The organism is Paenibacillus sp. sg306046 (assembly GCF_059821225.1).
In genome coordinates this window covers 1-16,321 of sequence record NZ_JCAMRT010000046.1, presented here as the reverse complement: position 1 = coordinate 16,321, position 16,321 = coordinate 1, and the positions used below count along the sequence as shown (strand labels likewise).

4 protein-coding genes and 1 pseudogene are annotated in these 16,321 nt (G+C 57.3%); 4 read left to right on the top strand and 1 reads right to left on the bottom strand.

The features are described 5' to 3' along the window. Window positions 1–235 (bottom strand): annotated as a pseudogene (locus AC6ROY_RS24675) (hypothetical protein); the annotation flags it as partial. Window positions 236–238: 3 nt separating this feature from the next. Here AC6ROY_RS24675 and AC6ROY_RS24670 point away from each other — a divergent pair. The 4 genes from AC6ROY_RS24670 to AC6ROY_RS24655 form a co-directional block, all read left to right on the top strand. After that, window positions 239–772, top strand: coding sequence for a hypothetical protein (locus AC6ROY_RS24670; protein WP_500103219.1), 534 nt, complete (start codon window positions 239–241; stop codon window positions 770–772). A gap of 111 nt (window positions 773–883) precedes the next feature. After that, window positions 884–2,458 carry a copper amine oxidase N-terminal domain-containing protein gene (locus AC6ROY_RS24665; RefSeq protein ID WP_500103218.1) on the top strand — a complete coding sequence of 525 codons (1,575 nt, stop codon included), beginning with the start codon at window positions 884–886 and terminating at the stop codon, window positions 2,456–2,458. 609 nt (window positions 2,459–3,067) lie between these two features. Beyond that, complete coding sequence (locus AC6ROY_RS24660; RefSeq protein WP_500103217.1) at window positions 3,068–5,422, top strand: preprotein translocase subunit SecA; 2,355 nt, start codon at window positions 3,068–3,070, stop codon at window positions 5,420–5,422. A gap of 53 nt (window positions 5,423–5,475) precedes the next feature. After that, window positions 5,476–16,321 (top strand): beta strand repeat-containing protein (locus AC6ROY_RS24655; protein ID WP_500103216.1); only part of this gene is annotated, 10,846 nt, incomplete at its 3' end.

Genomic DNA, 16,321 nt, shown 5'->3' with positions numbered 1-16,321 from the left:
GTACAAAACGCAGTTTCTGGTACAATCCCTGCCCCCATAACAAATCCACAAACAGAAAGGATACCGTTTCTTCTTTGTCGTAGAGCTTCACCGTGACCGTTTGAAAATCGGCTGCGCGTGCCTGAAACAACGCGGCGAGTTTCACCACGTTGCCTTTCTTCGGCGGACGCCCCCTCCCGGGCTTCTTCGCGGCAGGCGGCTCGTAGGCGACGGCATTCATCTTGGCTCTGGTCACGATGTGTACGCAAGACGCACGCGAACGATTGCCTTCGGTCAGCCGCTGCAGGGCGGGAATGGACAAGTAGTAACGGTCAAGCAGAAGCAGCGCCCGGCCAAAGACACCCGCAGCCTGAAGCTCGCTCAAAAATTAGTGCTAGAAATCTTGCTTCCGAGAAACAGTAGTAACTACGGCTTATTAGGTATCGAGTTAATACCTTCGGCTAAATCAGATTTAGCTTTAGTTGTTGTGGTTTCTGCTGAAGGGAAGGAATTATTTTTAGGATCACTAGCAAGTAAGCTGGACACCGTTAGAGTAGGAATAACGAAGGAATATGCGAATTCCATTCTGACAACAGCTCAAAGCTTCATCCCTGGACTGGAGTCGGCTTGTGGTGGAACAGTTATTTTTAATTTGGGGGCATGTGGTGATATTGGCTCAAGTCCCGCGATTTTTGCAAAATTAACAAGGATATTGCTTAAACTGATATTTCAAGACATTTCTACTCTTTCAAGTGAAAGGATAAATGAAATAGTAAGATTTGAACTGAACTGATGCGCGGAACCAGGTAGTACACCTGCACTTTAATAGGCAAGAAGAATGAATAACCTCTCGCAGATCCAGGCGCACAACGTCTGGAAATAGTTTCAGAAAGGAACAACACTAATGTTCAAAAAAGCGTCGCTTCTTATGTTAGCCATGCTCCTCGTTCCGGCCCCTGGTCTGCTTGCTGCTGCAGCGGAGTCCGGCTCGGAGGAGCTCGTATTAACGTTAAATGACACAAAAGCCAGGAGCAACGGGGCTGTTGTTGACTTGCCTTCGGCCCCATATTTGTTGAATGATACGACGATGGTGCCGCTGCGCTTCATCGGCGAAGCTTTGGGCGCTACGATTACCTGGGAAGAAGCTACCCGCACGATTAAGCTGAGCTATCCATCAAAAACGATTCAATTGACAATAGACTCCAAGGAAGCCGCACTGGATGGAACAGTAGTTGCACTGGATCAGCCGGCAGTCCTGGTTAACGGCTCGGCGATGGTGCCTCTTCGATTTGTCGCAGAGTCCTTCAACTATACGGTTTCTTTTGATTCCATGACAGGCGCGCTCACCCTGAAATCCTTGAAGGCTGCGGCTGCACAGCCAACAGAAGCGGTTCTGCCGCTCAAACGGCTGTCGAAGCTGACGGTTGATAACCTGACGACGGACCCGGAGATCAATACGCCGAGGCTGTATCCTTCGTTTGTGGCCAGCATAGCGGTGGACAAGGACAATTATATTTATATGCTGGAAAAAAACAATAACCTCGGTTATGTGATAAAAAAATATGAGGCCAGCAAAGGAAAGTCGCTAGCCCTTGTTTCTAAAGTGGATCAAAAGTATAACTTTGAATACAGGTTCATTCCCGAGTATGATTACAGAGCTCCAGATCATTCCAAGACTAGGAAGACAACCTTCGGCTACTATGAGTTTGCCCCTGAAGAGCTCAAGTATAATTACGCCACAGATAAGCTGTACGTGAAAGGGTCTGGCGTTATTTATGAACTTTTCCCGGAGGTCAAAATGGTAACGCACGACAAGACCTTTATTACGGCAACAACCCCTTTTATAGACCGAAACAGAAGGGTATCCAAGGTGCAGCGCTCAAGCTTTTTTGAAACTGCGGATGGTGAAATCTTTTATAATGGAGATCCATTTCATATTTTTTCTTCCTTGAGAGGAGGAGGGAGCAGGTATGTCGCCGTTTCCTATAAGGAGGACACCCGGCTTGTTTCCACAGTCAAGGATGGCGTTATTTATGTGTACGACCAAGAGACTGGCGATATTTCTACTGTGACAGATCAAGGCTACACGAAGGTAGTCAGGGCACGCATTGACAATGCAGTGAATGTGACCGCAGTTCGGGGAAAGTTTTATGTCACTGATGCCTCTAAAATTTACCAAATCGAGACGGATGGACAAATTAAGACCCATGTGGCGTTTGAGGAGTTATATTATAACCGGGGCTTGTATGATCCGAAAACAGGCCGATACGAACAAATTTTTGTTCAGCAGCACAATCAGGAAATCCGCATCAATCAAGGCGTTCCTGAGCAAATCAACGAGGCTGTGCAGAAAATACAGCCTGAGCCGGGGCCGGTGAAGCTGACGAAGGATACGCTGTTTACTGTGGATGCCGAGGAAAATATTGTCTTTTTTGACGAAATGAGCCGGGTTTTGCGGAGAATCAACGTAAGCGAATGATTCGATTTTGAGTCAACGGCGAGGACTCGCTTCATTTTGGCGCGGAGTTTTGATTAGGTGTACTCGAGCTACGAGCTGTGGAAATCCCCCATTTGGGGGATTTTTTTATTGAAACGATCATCATATAGTAAGGAGTGCGGCAACAGCGCAAATGTTCGTGACGAACCCGCAAATTAAGCAATTGGTCGTGCATGCAAGACGCTTGTACGGCTGAAAAAGCAGTCGTAAAGACCCTGAAATCTTAATAAGAAATGCTTTTTTGTGATTTATGACACAGAATTTATGTAATGTGGCCTATCTGTCGAAATGCCACTAGAATAATTCGATAAACTATAGTACGATATGCTCAATAAATCAGGAGTATCGTCGTGAATTGAGTGCATTTGTTTGGTCTTATATACCTCCCGGCTTTATGAAGCATGTCATAGGTTTACAGCAAGTCCCTCCTTAAATTTCATCCATAAGCTGAAGTTCATTTTCTATATTTTATTACATAAATTAGTCGTTTAAGACGATTTCCATAAATAGTTGTGCGTTATTGCGAACCGAAAGACCGTCTACTTTCAGGATTACAACTAGCAGAGCAGGGACGAGGGGTGAAAAACGGGCATGATGGGAGTCTTACAAAGGGTGCTTGGAACAGCCGATGAACGCAGAGTGGCCAAGTACAAGCCCTTGATCAGCAGGATCAATCACTTATATCAAGGCTACCGGAAGTATGGCTCGGATTGTGACTTTTCAGAGAAGACCCTGCTGTTCAGGGAGAGGGTGGCCCAGGGGTACCCGCTCGATCAGCAGCTGCCGGAAGCGTTTGCTTTGGTCAAGGCGGCCTTCTACCGCATGTTCGGCTATGAGATTCACGATGTGCAGCTGATGGGCGCTATTGCCCTGCATGAAGGAAACATGGCGGAGATGAAGACGGGTGAGGGGAAAACTTCAGTCGCCGTATTTGCCGCTTATCTGAATGCATTGACCGGTGAGGGCGTGCATGTCGTGACGGTGAATGCCTATTTGGCCGAACGGGACAGTGCGGAAATGGGGAAGGTGCTTGGGCTTCTGGGACTGTCTGTCGGTTGTATCGCAAGCGGCATGTCCGTGCAGCAAAGACAAGCTCAGTATCTCTGCGATGTTACTTATTCGACGCATTATGAACTAGGCTTCGACTATTTGCGGGACAACATCGTATTCGAGGCAGAGAACCGCGTACACCGGCGGCTGAATTATGTCATTATCGACGAGGTTGACAGCATTCTGATTGATGAAGCGCGTACACCGCTGCTTATATCAGCCCAGCCCGGGAAGGGAACGGATTATCTGTTTTTAATAGACCGGATTGTCAGAAGCTTGACGGAGGAGGATTACCGGATTGCGGAAGCGACGAAGCAGATTATGCTGACCGAGCAAGGGATAGACAGCAGCGAGCGAATGCTGAGCGTCAGCAATCTGATGCTGCTTGAGCATGCTTCCTTGTACCATAAGCTGCTTCAGTCGCTGCGCGCACATCATTTGATGCACCGGGACATTGATTATGTCGTGGTGCCGAATGAACAGGGAGCGTTGGAGGTCGTCATCGTTGATCCGCATACGGGCAGGCTGATGTTCGGACGGCGTTTTGTGGAAGGCTTGCATCAGGCGATTGAGGCCAAGGAGGGTATCGAGGTGCAGGGGCAGCCGGCCACCCAGGCTACGATCACGCTTCAGAACTACTTTCGAATGTATCCGAAGATTGCCGGCATGACCGGTACCGGGCTCGTGGTGCGTGAAGAGCTTTTGAAAATTTATGGCACCGAGGTTATCGCTATTCCTACGCACAGGCCGGTCCGGCGGGTGGATGATTCGGATCTGTTATGTATCACGGAGGAAGAGAAATACAAGCGGGTTGTCGGGGAAGTCAAGGATCGGCATGTCCGGGGACAGCCTGTTCTCGTAGGCTCCGGCAGCATCAAGAAGTCGGAGCTGCTGAGCAAGCTGCTGACGGCCGAGGACATCCCTCATCAGGTGCTGAACGCCAAAAACTACCGGGAGGAAGCCGAGGTCATCCGAAGAGCCGGACAGCGGGGGGCTGTAACGATCTCGACCAATATGGCGGGACGGGGCGTCGATATTCTTCTGGGTCCGGGGGTTGCCGAGCTGGGCGGACTTCATGTCATTGGAACGGCCCGGCATGAATCCCGGCGCATTGATGATCAATTGAGAGGCCGGAGCGGCAGACAAGGGGATGTAGGCAGCTCGCGTTTCATCGTGTCGCTGGAGGATGAGCTGCTGCTGAATCATTATCCGGACCGTCTGCTGGATGAGCTGATCGAGCGTGAGCTGCCCGACGATGCCGTTCTCGAGCAGCCCCGGTATATCCGCGGCATTCGGACAGCCCAAAGCGCGGTAGAAGGAGAAATGTTTCACCACAGGGAGAAGCTTCTCCGATATGACCATATTTTGCAGCTTCAGCAGAATGTGATCTATGCCAGGCGCAATGAGGCGTTGGAGGGGAAAGTAGGCCCGAGCGACATCGAAGCCATGATCCGGAAGACGGTGCTTGGCGAGATAGAGCGCTGTTGTCCGGGTGAGTTTAGCGAGGAATGGAGTCTCATAGACCTGATCTCCTCGTTAGGGCGAATTTTTCCGTATAAGCGGCCGTTGCAGCTGGTCGGTTTGAAGGAGATGACGTCCGCTCACTTGCTGGACATGGTCATTGAACAGCTTCTGGCTTTTTTCGAGGAAAAAAGGCGCGATGATCCCGAAGCTGCGGATGCAAGGATGAATAAATCGCTGATGTACGCCATCGACAAGCATTGGGTGGTATATATGGAAGCCTTGGAGGAAGTGAAGGAAGGAGTGAGTTTACGCGTGTATGCGAATGCCGATCCATTTCTGGAATACGAACGGGAAACGGCGCGCATGTTTGAAGAATTGCTGGCGTCTATTGAGCAAGAGGCTTTGCGTATGATCTGGAATCAGCTTGGCTAATCGGTACCCTGCTTATCGCATCTATTATACGTATTCCCAGGAGGAATGAATTCATGTCTCACGACAATAAGAGGTTTGGCGAGCAAGACCTTCAGGAGCCTTCAACGGTTAAAAGGATTAAAAGCAAGCGCGTCGAGCAGCAGGACCCTAAGAAAAAAGTGATCAGCGCTTTAACCGGTACGGTGATGCTGGCTGGCGCCGTCGCTCCGCTTCTCCCTGCGCAGATCGCGCAAGCCGCTCCGGCTTCCGCGACAACGGGTACGTTAACGGCGAACAAGTACTATGTGGCCGCAGGCGAATCCGTTGAAATTACCGTTACGGATGCCGACCATTATTTCAACACAAATTCAGGAGCGGCAGAGACGACGCAGGTGGCGGTGTCATCGTCGGCGGATACGGGCGACGGCCGCAATCCGCTTATGCTGACGCTGACGGAAACAGGTGTGAATACAGGTATATTTAAAGGCTTGCTGAAGGTTGTCGATCCATCGACAGTGTCCCCGGCGGCGGATGAGATCAAGGTGGCCAGCGGCGGGACGGTCAGCATCTTGGACCCTAACTGGAATACGTCCAACCAATTAAACCCGATTGTTCTGAACGTCGAGCGCCGCGACCATGTTACAGGCACGATTCAAACCTTCGACGCGTCGACATCGGCTCCGATCTCCAGCCTGGTGCATAACGGGCAAGTGATTCGGGTTGAATTGCGAGATGAGGATCTGAATACAAGCCCGACGACGGTTCAAACCAAAACGATTAATGTGACAACGACCGCTGAAACTGCGGGGTACACGCTCACCTTGACGGAAAGCTCGGCGAACTCGAATCTGTTTAGCGGCGAGTTTACCGTTGGGACAGACGTCGTGCCGGCTAATAACGGCGCTTTCTTTCTGGAATACATAGATGACAATAAAGCCGACAATACGCAAGGACTCACGACCAAAAAGCTGGTGCGCAAGGACTTGTCCTCGGCCACGCTATCGGCGCTTCCTTCCAAGGAAGCCTTCGATAAGCCGGTTACAGTGACATTGGTCGACAATGACTTGAATATTGATCCCCTGGTTGCTGAAACGGTTACGGTGAAAGTGACGTCAGCAGACGATGCGGTCGGCATCAGCCTGACGCTGACGGAAACAGGCCCTGATACCGGCGAGTTTACCGGTACGTTCACGATGCAAAATGCAAGCAATGGGGCATTAAAACAGATCAAAGCGCTGAACGGCAATTCGGTCACGGTCACGTATACCGATCTTCGCGATGAGACCGGCTCGACGGCCTCGCTCAGCAAAACGATCACGCGCAAGGATCATGTAAGCGGTACGGTAACGGTGGACAAGACGGTTGCCGTTGTGGGTGAAAATGTAACGATTACCGTGAATGATGCCGATTATATCAACTCAGCTTCAGGCGAGGCGCTGAATGTTGCGGTAACCTCGGGTACGGATCCGGCAGGGATTACCGTTGCTTTGGCGGAGACGGCGGATACCGGTGTGTTTAAAGGCACCTTCAAGATCACGGCTGGAGCGAGCGTGGCAGGCAGCCAGATCAGCGCAGCCAATCTTGAGGCCATCATGGTGACCTATACCGATGCCATTACGGCTACTAACGCCGTCAATCAGCCGGTGACCGCATCGCTGAACCGGAAGGACCGGGTAACCGGTACGCTTGCCTACAACCGGCTGTCCAGCCCATCGGGGGAAGTTATTGAGGTTACGTTGAATGACACCGACCTGGATGCTGATTCCAATTCGGCGGAGTCGACGGTTGTCACGGTGACTTCGGCCGATGATCCGACAGGCTTCTTCCTGACCTTGACGGAAACGGGGAATGGCACAGGCGTGTTCAAGGGGCAGTTCAAGCCCGTAACGACCGCTACGAATGATGCAGCTTCTCCTCAGGAGCTTGGCGTTGCTTACAACAACAATATGATCGTCACCTATACGGACGATCACCGGGTAGACAATACGCGGGGGAATGTCGTGTCGACCTTCAGGCATCTGCAGATGCCTGCGGTGGCGAGCGCCGCAGCAGCGGACACGGGCAACCAGGTGGGAGCCGGAGCGGGCGATACGGTTACGCTTACCTTCGACATCGCGACGAATCAGCAGGCGATTGCCGCAGGGGATATTGCCGCCTTCTTCACCTTGAACGAAGGAAGCTGGGGAACACCGGCTAATGGCTTGTCCGCAAGCTGGACGAGTGCAACGCAGCTGGTAATCACGGTGGGCTCCGATGCAACGGTGAAAAAAGGCGCGGAGGTAACGCTTGCGCAGGGCGCAGGCATCAAGGATGCTGCAGGCAACAGCGCCGCCAGCGTAGGCGCCATCGCGATTGGCGGCACGTTCGGCAGCCAGGTGCCGGGCATCGCCAGCTTGACGGCAGCGGATGCGGGCAGCCAGGTAGGAGCTGGAGCGGGTGATACGTTGACGATCGTGTTTGACACGGCGACCAATCAGCAGCCGTCCCTCACCGTGGATGACTTTACGCTTAGCGCAGGCAGCCTGGGCACGGCTGCAAATGGAGCTTCCGTAGCGTGGACCAATGCGACGACGCTGGTCATCACGCTGGGCTCGGATGCGACAGTGAAGAAGGGCGCAACGCTGACACTGAAAGCCTCGGCGAACGTTCTCGATATCGGCGCGGAAAGTGCGGCCAGCACAGCTAGCGGCACGATTGCCGGTACGTTCGGCAGCCAGGTGCCGGGGATTGCCAGCGTGACGGCAGCGGATGCAGGCAGTCAAGTGGGAGCGGGCCTCGGCGATACGGTCACGATTGTGTTCGATACGGCGACGAATCAGCCTGTCGTAGCGGCGGCGGATCTGACGCTGGACGTCGGCAGCTTCGGTGCGGGAGCCACGACGGCGTGGACGAATGCGACGACGCTGGTCGTGACACTGGGTTCGGGCGCGACGGTGAAGAAGGGCGCGACGGTGACGATTGCAGCTTCAGCCAATATTCTGGATATTGGGGCTGAAAGTGCGGCCAGCACGGCCAGCGGCGCTATTGCGGGCACGTTCGGAAGCCAAGTTCCGGCTGTTGCAACCGTGACAGCGGCGGATGCAGGCAGTCAGGTGGGAGCCGGAGCGGGCGATACGGTGACGATTGTGTTCGACACGCCGACGAATCAGTCTGCCGTGACTGTAGCAGGTCTGGTGCTGAGCGCGGGCAGCTTCGGTACAGGAGCCACGACGTCCTGGACGGATGCGACGACGCTGGTCGTGACACTGGGTACGGGCGCGACGGTGAAAAAAGGCGCGACGGTAACGATGGCCGTATCGGCGGGGATCAAGGATATCGGGCTGGAAAGTGTAGTCAGCGAGTCAAGCGGTACAATCGCCGGTACGTTCGGCAGCCAGGTTCCGTCGATCACAAGCATCACGGCCGCCGATGCGGGCAGCCAGATCGGAGCGGGAGCGGGCGATACGGTGACGATCGTGTTTGATACGCCGACGAATCAGCCTGCCGTAGCGGCAGCGGATCTGACGCTGAGCGCGGGCAGCTTCGGCACAGGAGCTACGACGTCCTGGTCGGATGCGACGACGCTGGTCGTGACGCTGGGCGCGGATGCTACCGTGAAAAGAGGCGCGACGGTGACCGTGTCGGCGTCGGCAAATGTGCAGGACATTGGCGTGGAAAGTGCGGCCAGCACGGCCAGCGGAGCAATTAGCGGTACGTTCGGCAGCCAGGTGCCGGCCATAACGAGTGTCACGGCGGCGAATGCCGGAGGCCAGGTCGGAGCCGGAGCGGGCGATACGGCGACGATCGTGTTCGATACGGCGACGAATCAGCCTGCCGTAGCGATCGCGGACCTGACGCTGAGCGCGGGCAGCTTTGGAACAGGGGCTACAACGGCCTGGACGGATGCGACGACGCTGGTCGTGACACTGGGTTCGGGTGCGACGGTGAAAAAAGGCGCGACGGTAACGCTTGCGGCTTCAGCGAATGTGCAGGACGTTGGCGCGGAAAGCGCGGCCAGTACGGCTGACGGCACGATTGACGGCACGTTCGGCAGTCAGGTGCCGGCCATTGAGAGTGTCACGGCGGCGAATGCCGGAGGTCAGATCGGAGCCGGGGCGGGCGACACGGTGACGATTGTGTTTGATACCGAGACGAACGAGCCTTCCGTAGCGATAGCTGATCTGACGCTGAATGCGGGCAGCTTCGGCACAGGGGCTACCGCTTCCTGGACGGATGCGAAGACGCTGGTAGTCACGCTGACCTCGGATGCGACGGTGAAGAAGGGCGCGACGGTGACTTTGGCAGCGTCGGCGAATATTCAGGATATCGGTCTGGAAAGCGCAGTAAGTACAGCCAGCGGTACGATCAGCGGCACGTTCGGCAGCCAGCTTCCGGCGATCTCCAGCTTGACTGCTGCGGATGCGGGCAGTCAAGTGGGAGCGGGAACGGGCGACACGGTGACGATTGTATTCGATACGGTGACGAACCAGCCTGCTGTAGCCGTATCGAATCTGACACTGAGCGCGGGCAGCTTCGGTACTGGAGCAACCGCGGCCTGGACGGATGCGACGACGCTGGTCGTGACGCTGACCTCGGATGCGACGGTGAAAAAGGGCGCGACGATTACGCTGGCGGCAGCCGCAAATATCCAGGATATTGGTCTGGAGAGCGGAGCGAGCACGGCCAGCGGGACGATCAACGGTACGTTCGGCAGCCAGCTTCCGGCGATTGTCAGCGTGACGGCGGCGGATGCCGGGGGCCAGGTGGGAGCCGGAGCTGGCGATACGGTGACGATTGTGTTCGATACGGCCACTAACCAACCGACGCTTGCCTTGACCGATCTGACGCTGAGCGCAGGCAGCTTCGGGACAGGAGCTACGGTTGCCTGGACCAACGCAACTACCCTGGTCGTGACGCTGGGTGCGGACGCGACGGTGAAGCGGGATGCGACGGTGACGCTGGCAGCGTCGGCCAACGTTCGGGATATTGGTCTGGAGAGCGCGGCCAGCACAGCCGCCGGGACGATTGCCGGCACGTTCGGCAGCCAGGTGCCGGCGATCACGGCCATTACCGCTGCGGAGAACGGACCTGAGGAAATCGGAGCCGGAGCGGGCGATACGGTGACCATCGTTTTCGATACGGATACGAATCAGCCGGTTGTTTCACTGGCGAATCTCACGCTGAGTGCGGGCAGCTTCGGAACCGCAGGCAATGGGGCGACAGCAGCATGGTCCGATGCCAAAACCTTAGTCGTGACGCTGGGCTCGGATGCGACGGTGAAGAAGGGCGCGACGTTAACGCTGGCAGCTGCCGCAAACATTCGGGATGTGGGAGAAGAAAGTGCAGCCAGCACGTCGGCGGCGGCAATCGCGGGTACATTTGGAAGCCAGGTGCCGGGAATCACGAGTATAACCGCTGAGGATACTGGCAGCCAGGTAGGCGCTGGAGCGGGTGACAAAGTGACGATTGTCTTCGACACCCCGACCAGCGAGCCTGCAGTTGCGGTAGCCGATCTGCAGCTGAGCGCAGGCAGCTTCGGCACAGGGGCCGCAGCAGCCTGGACAGATGCCTCAACGCTCGTCGTTACGCTTGGAACCGGTGCAACGGTGAAACGCGGCGCCACCTTGACGCTTGCGGCAGGGGCCAACATCCAGGATATCGGCCTGGAAAGCGCGGCCAGCACAGCAAGCGCGGCAATTGCCGGTACGTTCGGCAGCCAGGTGCCAGGCATTACGAGCATAACGGCAGCGGATGCGGGCAGTCAGGTCGGCGCTGGTGCGGGTGATACCGTCACGATCGTCTTTGATACGGCGACCAGCGAGCCGTCTGTGGCGCTGGCGGACCTGGTGCTGAATGCGGGCAGCTTTGGCACGGCGGCAAACGGAGCGTCGGTGTCCTGGACGAATGCAACAACCTTGGTGGTGACGCTGGGCTCGGATGCGACAGTCCGGAAGGATGCGACGATTACGCTGGCGGCAGCGGCCGATATTCGCGATGTAGGTCTGGAGAGTGCGGCCAGCACCGCGAACGGTACGATTGCCGGTACGTTCGGCGTCGGCTCGGTTCCTGCGATCACGACGATTACGGCAGCGGATGGAGGCAGCCAAATCGGAGCCGGCTTGGGCGATACGGTCGCCATCGTTTTTGATGGGGCAACGAGCCAGCCGACCGTGGCCTTGTCGGATCTGGTGCTCAGCGCAGGCAGCTTCGGCACGGCGGCAAACGGAGCGTCGGTGTCCTGGACAAATGCGACAACCTTAACCGTAACACTGGGCTCGGATGCGACCGTGAAGAAGGGCGCAACGGTGACCGTTGCGGCGGCCGCCAATATCAAGGATGTCGGCGCGGAGAGCGCGGCGAGCACCGCAAACGGCACGATTGACGGCACGTTCGGCAGCCAGGTTCCGGCGATTTCGACTCTGACGGCGACGGACGCAGGCAATCAGGTGGGAGCCGGCGCAGGCGATACGGTGACGTTTGCTTTTGATACGCCAACCAGCCAGCCTGCGGTGGGCTTGGCCGATTTGCTATTGAGCGCAGGCAGCTTTGGCACGGCAGGCAACGGGGCCTCGATAAGCTGGACCGATTCCAGCACTTTGGTCGTGACGCTCGGCTCGGACGCGACGGTGAAAAAAGGCGCAACGGTCACCCTGCAGGCTTCCGCCAACATCACGGACATTGGTCAGGAAAGCGCAGTAAGTACGGCAAGCAAGGCGATCGACGGCACGTTCGGCAGCCAGGTTCCAAGCATCTCCAGCGTGACTGCTGCGGATGCCGGCAGCCAGGTCGGAGCGGGCTTAAACGATACGGTTACCATCGTGTTCGATGTGTCAACTAGCCAGCCGATCGTGGCCTTGGCGGACCTGACGCTGAGCGCAGGCAGCTTCGGTACAGCCGCCAATGGAGCCTCCGCCGCATGGTCGGATGCGAAGACGCTGGTGGTAACGCTGGGCTCGGATGCGACGGTGAAGAAGGGCGCAACGCTGACGCTCGCCTCTGCCGCGAATATTCAGGATATCGGGCTGGAAAGTGTAGCCAGCACGGCGAGCGGCACGGTTGCCGGTACGTTCGGCAGCCAGGTTCCAGCCATCGACAGCATCACCGCAGCAGATGCCGGCGTGCAAGTCGGAGCGGGCTTAGGTGACACGGTTACGGTTGTGTTCGACACCCCGACCAATCAACCGACGTTGACTTTGACCGATCTGACGTTGAGCGCGGGCAGCTTCGGCACGGCAGGCAACGGGGCGACGGTAGCCTGGACGGATGCGAAGACGCTGGTCGTTACCTTAGGCTCGGATGCAACGGTGCGGCAGGGAGCTACCCTGACCTTGGCAGCTTCCGGCAATGTAAAGGATATCGGGCTTGAAAGCGCCGTGAGCACGGCAAACGGTACGATCAACGGCACGTTCGGCAGCCAGGTTCCAGGCATTACGAGCATCACAGCAGCGGATGCCGGGGCGCAGGTCGGAGCGGGCTTGGGCGATACGATTACGATCGTCTTCGATACCGCGACTAGCCAGCCTTCCGTAGCGCTTTCGGATCTGGTGCTGGACGCAGGCAGCTTGGGCACGGCAGCGAACGGAGCATCGACAGCGTGGACAAACGCGACGACGCTTGTCGTCACGCTCGGCTCGGATGCGACGGTGAAGAAAAATGCGACGCTGACGTTGGCAGCAACGGCGAATATTCAGGATATCGGGGCGGAAAGCGCGGCCAGCACGGCGAGCGGTGCAATCGACGGCACCTTCGGTACGCAGATTCCGGGTATTGATAGCATTACGGCAGTGGATGCCGGCAGCCAGGTGGGAGCCGGCGCAGGCGACACCGTGACGATTGTATTTAATGCGCCTACCAACAAGCCTGTCGTAGTCCTCGCTGATCTGGTGCTGAGCGCGGGCAGCTTCGGTACAGCCGCGAATGGGACGGCGCTGTCGTGGACGGATGCGAAGACGCTGGTGGTAACGCTCGGCTCGGATGCAACCGTGAAGAAGGGCGCGACGTTGACCCTGAACGCGGCCGCTGACATCCGGGATATCGGGTTGGAGAGTGCTGCAAGTACGGCCGGCGGCACGATCAGTGGCACGTTCGGAAGTCAAGTTCCGTCGATCAGCAGCATCACGGCCGCGGACGCAGGCAGTCAGGTGGGAGCCGGAGCCGGAGATACGATCACGATTGTGCTCGATACGCCGACGAATCAACCAAGCTTGGCCTTGTCGGATCTGACGCTGAGCGCGGGCAGTCTCGGCACAGCCGCCAACGGGGCGGCGTTGGCGTGGACGGATGCAAAGACATTGGTGGTGACGCTTGGCTCGGATGCAACGGTGAAAAAAGGCGCGACGTTGGGGTTTGCGGTATCGGGCGGCATCAAGGATATCGGCCTGGAAAGTGTTGTGAGTACCGCAAGCAGCACAATCGACGGAACGTTCGGCAGCCAAATTCCGGGCATCAGCAGCGTGACGGCAGCCAATGCCGGCAATCAGCCTGGACCTAACGGCGGCGACACGGTGACGATTGTCTTCGACACGCCGACGAATCAACCGTCGCTTGGGCTGGCTGATCTTGTGCTGAACGTTGGCAGCTTCGGCACAACCGGCAACGGAGCCTCCGCCATCTGGACAGATGCCTACACGCTCCGGGTTACATTGGGCACCGATGCGACGGTGCGGCAGGGCGCCCTTCTGACCTTGGCTGCTGCAGGCAATATTCGGGATATCGGCGAAGAAAGTGTAGCCAGCACGGCAGCTTTGGCAATCTCGGGCACGTTCGGCGTTGGAGCAGTTCCGTCCGTTGCCGCTATTCAGGCGACCAATGATGCAGGAGGACCAGGCGCAGAGAGCGGCGACAAGGTTGAAATTACGTTTACGGCAGTTACAAATAAGCCGGTCATTGATTTGGCCGATCTTTCGCTGAGTAACGGTCATGCTTGGGGAACGGGCGCTACCGCAGTCTGGAATGCGGCCGGCTCGGCCTTGATCATCACACTGGGTACGGGAGCAACCGTTGCAGTCGGAGATGACGTTTCAATTCTGGCGTCAGCTGGGATCAAGGAAATCAGCGCGGAGCTGGCAGCTATTACTGCCACAGCTCCGATTACCGGAACCTTCGGGGAGCTTATGATCCCGTACGTATCCAATATTTTGGCGACCAATGGCGGCGGTACGGCGGCAGTAGAGCAGAATGATACGCTCGAAATTATTTTCCATGTGCCGACAAACGGCGGTACGGTGGATCTGTCGAAATTGGCTATCAGCAACGGACATCATCTGGGAACCTCGCCTAGCACGCAATGGAGCAGTGATAATCGTACCTTGACGATCAAGCTGGGCGCCGACCCGACGATTGTTCTGACGGATACCATTGATATTTTGGCGGGCATCGGGATCAAGGACGAAACGGGGACAACCGAGATTGCTCCGGCCAGCAATATCGCGATTCACGGCAGCTTCGGCGTCGCGGTCGCGCCGCAGGTGGTCAGCGTGTACGCAACGAACGGAGACGGTCAGCCGACTGTGGGCGCGGGAGATACCGTCGTTGTCGTATTCGATACGCCGACGAACGGCGGACCGGTCGATCTGAGCGCCTTCGCCTTGAGCGGCGGACACAGCTTCGGCACAAGTCCGGGCCAGGCGTGGAGCGCGGATCGGACGCAGCTGACGATTACGCTGGGCGCAGGCGCGACGATCACGGCAGCCGATACGCTGACGATCCATAGCGGCAGCGGCATCCAGGATGCGACAAGTCAAGCGCCGCTGGCGGCTACGGCGGCACTGAGCATCGGAGGCAGCTTCGGCGTCGCGGTAGCGCCGGTCGTAAGCAGCGTTACGGCGGTGAACGGCGACGGAAAGGCGACGGTAGGAGCCGGAGACAAGCTGGTCTTCGTGCTTGACGCGCCGTCGAGCGGAGCGGCCGTCGATCTGACGAAATTTATCCTCAGTAACAGCCATGTGTTGGGAGCAGGAGCAGCAGCGGTGTGGAGCAGCGATAACCTGCGTCTGACCGTTACGCTGGGAACGGGAGCGACGATTACGACGGCCGATACGGTCAGCATCGACACAGGCAGCGGAATCGCAGATGCGACAGGCATCGCGTCGTTGGCGGCTACAGGAGCGCTGAGCATCGGAGGCAGCTTCGGGGTCGCAGTCGCGCCGGTCGTAAGCAGCGTCACGGCGGTCAACAGCAACGGCCAGCCGGGCGCCGGAGCAGGCGACAAGCTCCTGCTCGTATTCGATACGCCGACTTATGGCGGGACAGTCGATCTGAGCAAGCTGACGCTGAGCAACGGGCATACGCTGGGTACGGGCGCAACCTTTGCCTGGAGCGAAAATAACGCACACCTGACGATTACGCTCGGCACGAGCCCGACGATTGAGGCAGGCGATACGCTTAGCATCGGGGCTTCGTCCGGCATCACTGACGCGACGAATCAGGCGGAACTGGCGGCTCAAGCCAATATCGCGATTCAAGGCCATTTCGGCGTCGCGGTCGCGCCGCAGGTGGTCAGCGTATACGCAACGAACGGAGACGGTCAGCCGACCGTCGGTGCGGGAGACACGGTCGTTGTCGTATTCGATACGCCGACGAACGGCGGACCGGTCGATCTGAGCGCCTTCGCCTTGAGCGGCGGACACAGCTTCGGCACAAGTACGGGCCAGGCGTGGAGCGCGGATCGGACAAAGCTGACGATTACGCTGGGCGCGGGCGCGACGATCACGGCAGCTGATACGCTGACGATCCATAGCGGCAGCGGAATCGCAGATGCGACAGGCATCGCGCCACTTGCGGCTACAGGAGCACTGAGCATCGGAGGCAGCTTCGGCGTCGCAGTCGCGCCGGTCGTAAGCAGCGTTACGGCGGTGAACGGGGACGGGAAGGCGACGGTAGGAGCCGGAGACAAGCTGGTCTTCGTGCTTGACGCGCCGTCGAGCGGAGCGGCCGTCGATC

Bases quoted from the DNA above. Each gene is read 5' to 3' on its own strand.
- AC6ROY_RS24665 (WP_500103218.1), top strand. From the start codon at position 884: ATGTTCAAAAAAGCGTCGCTTCTTATGTTAGCCATGCTCCTCGTTCCG.
- AC6ROY_RS24660 (WP_500103217.1), top strand. From the start codon at position 3,068: ATGATGGGAGTCTTACAAAGGGTGCTTGGAACAGCCGATGAACGCAGA.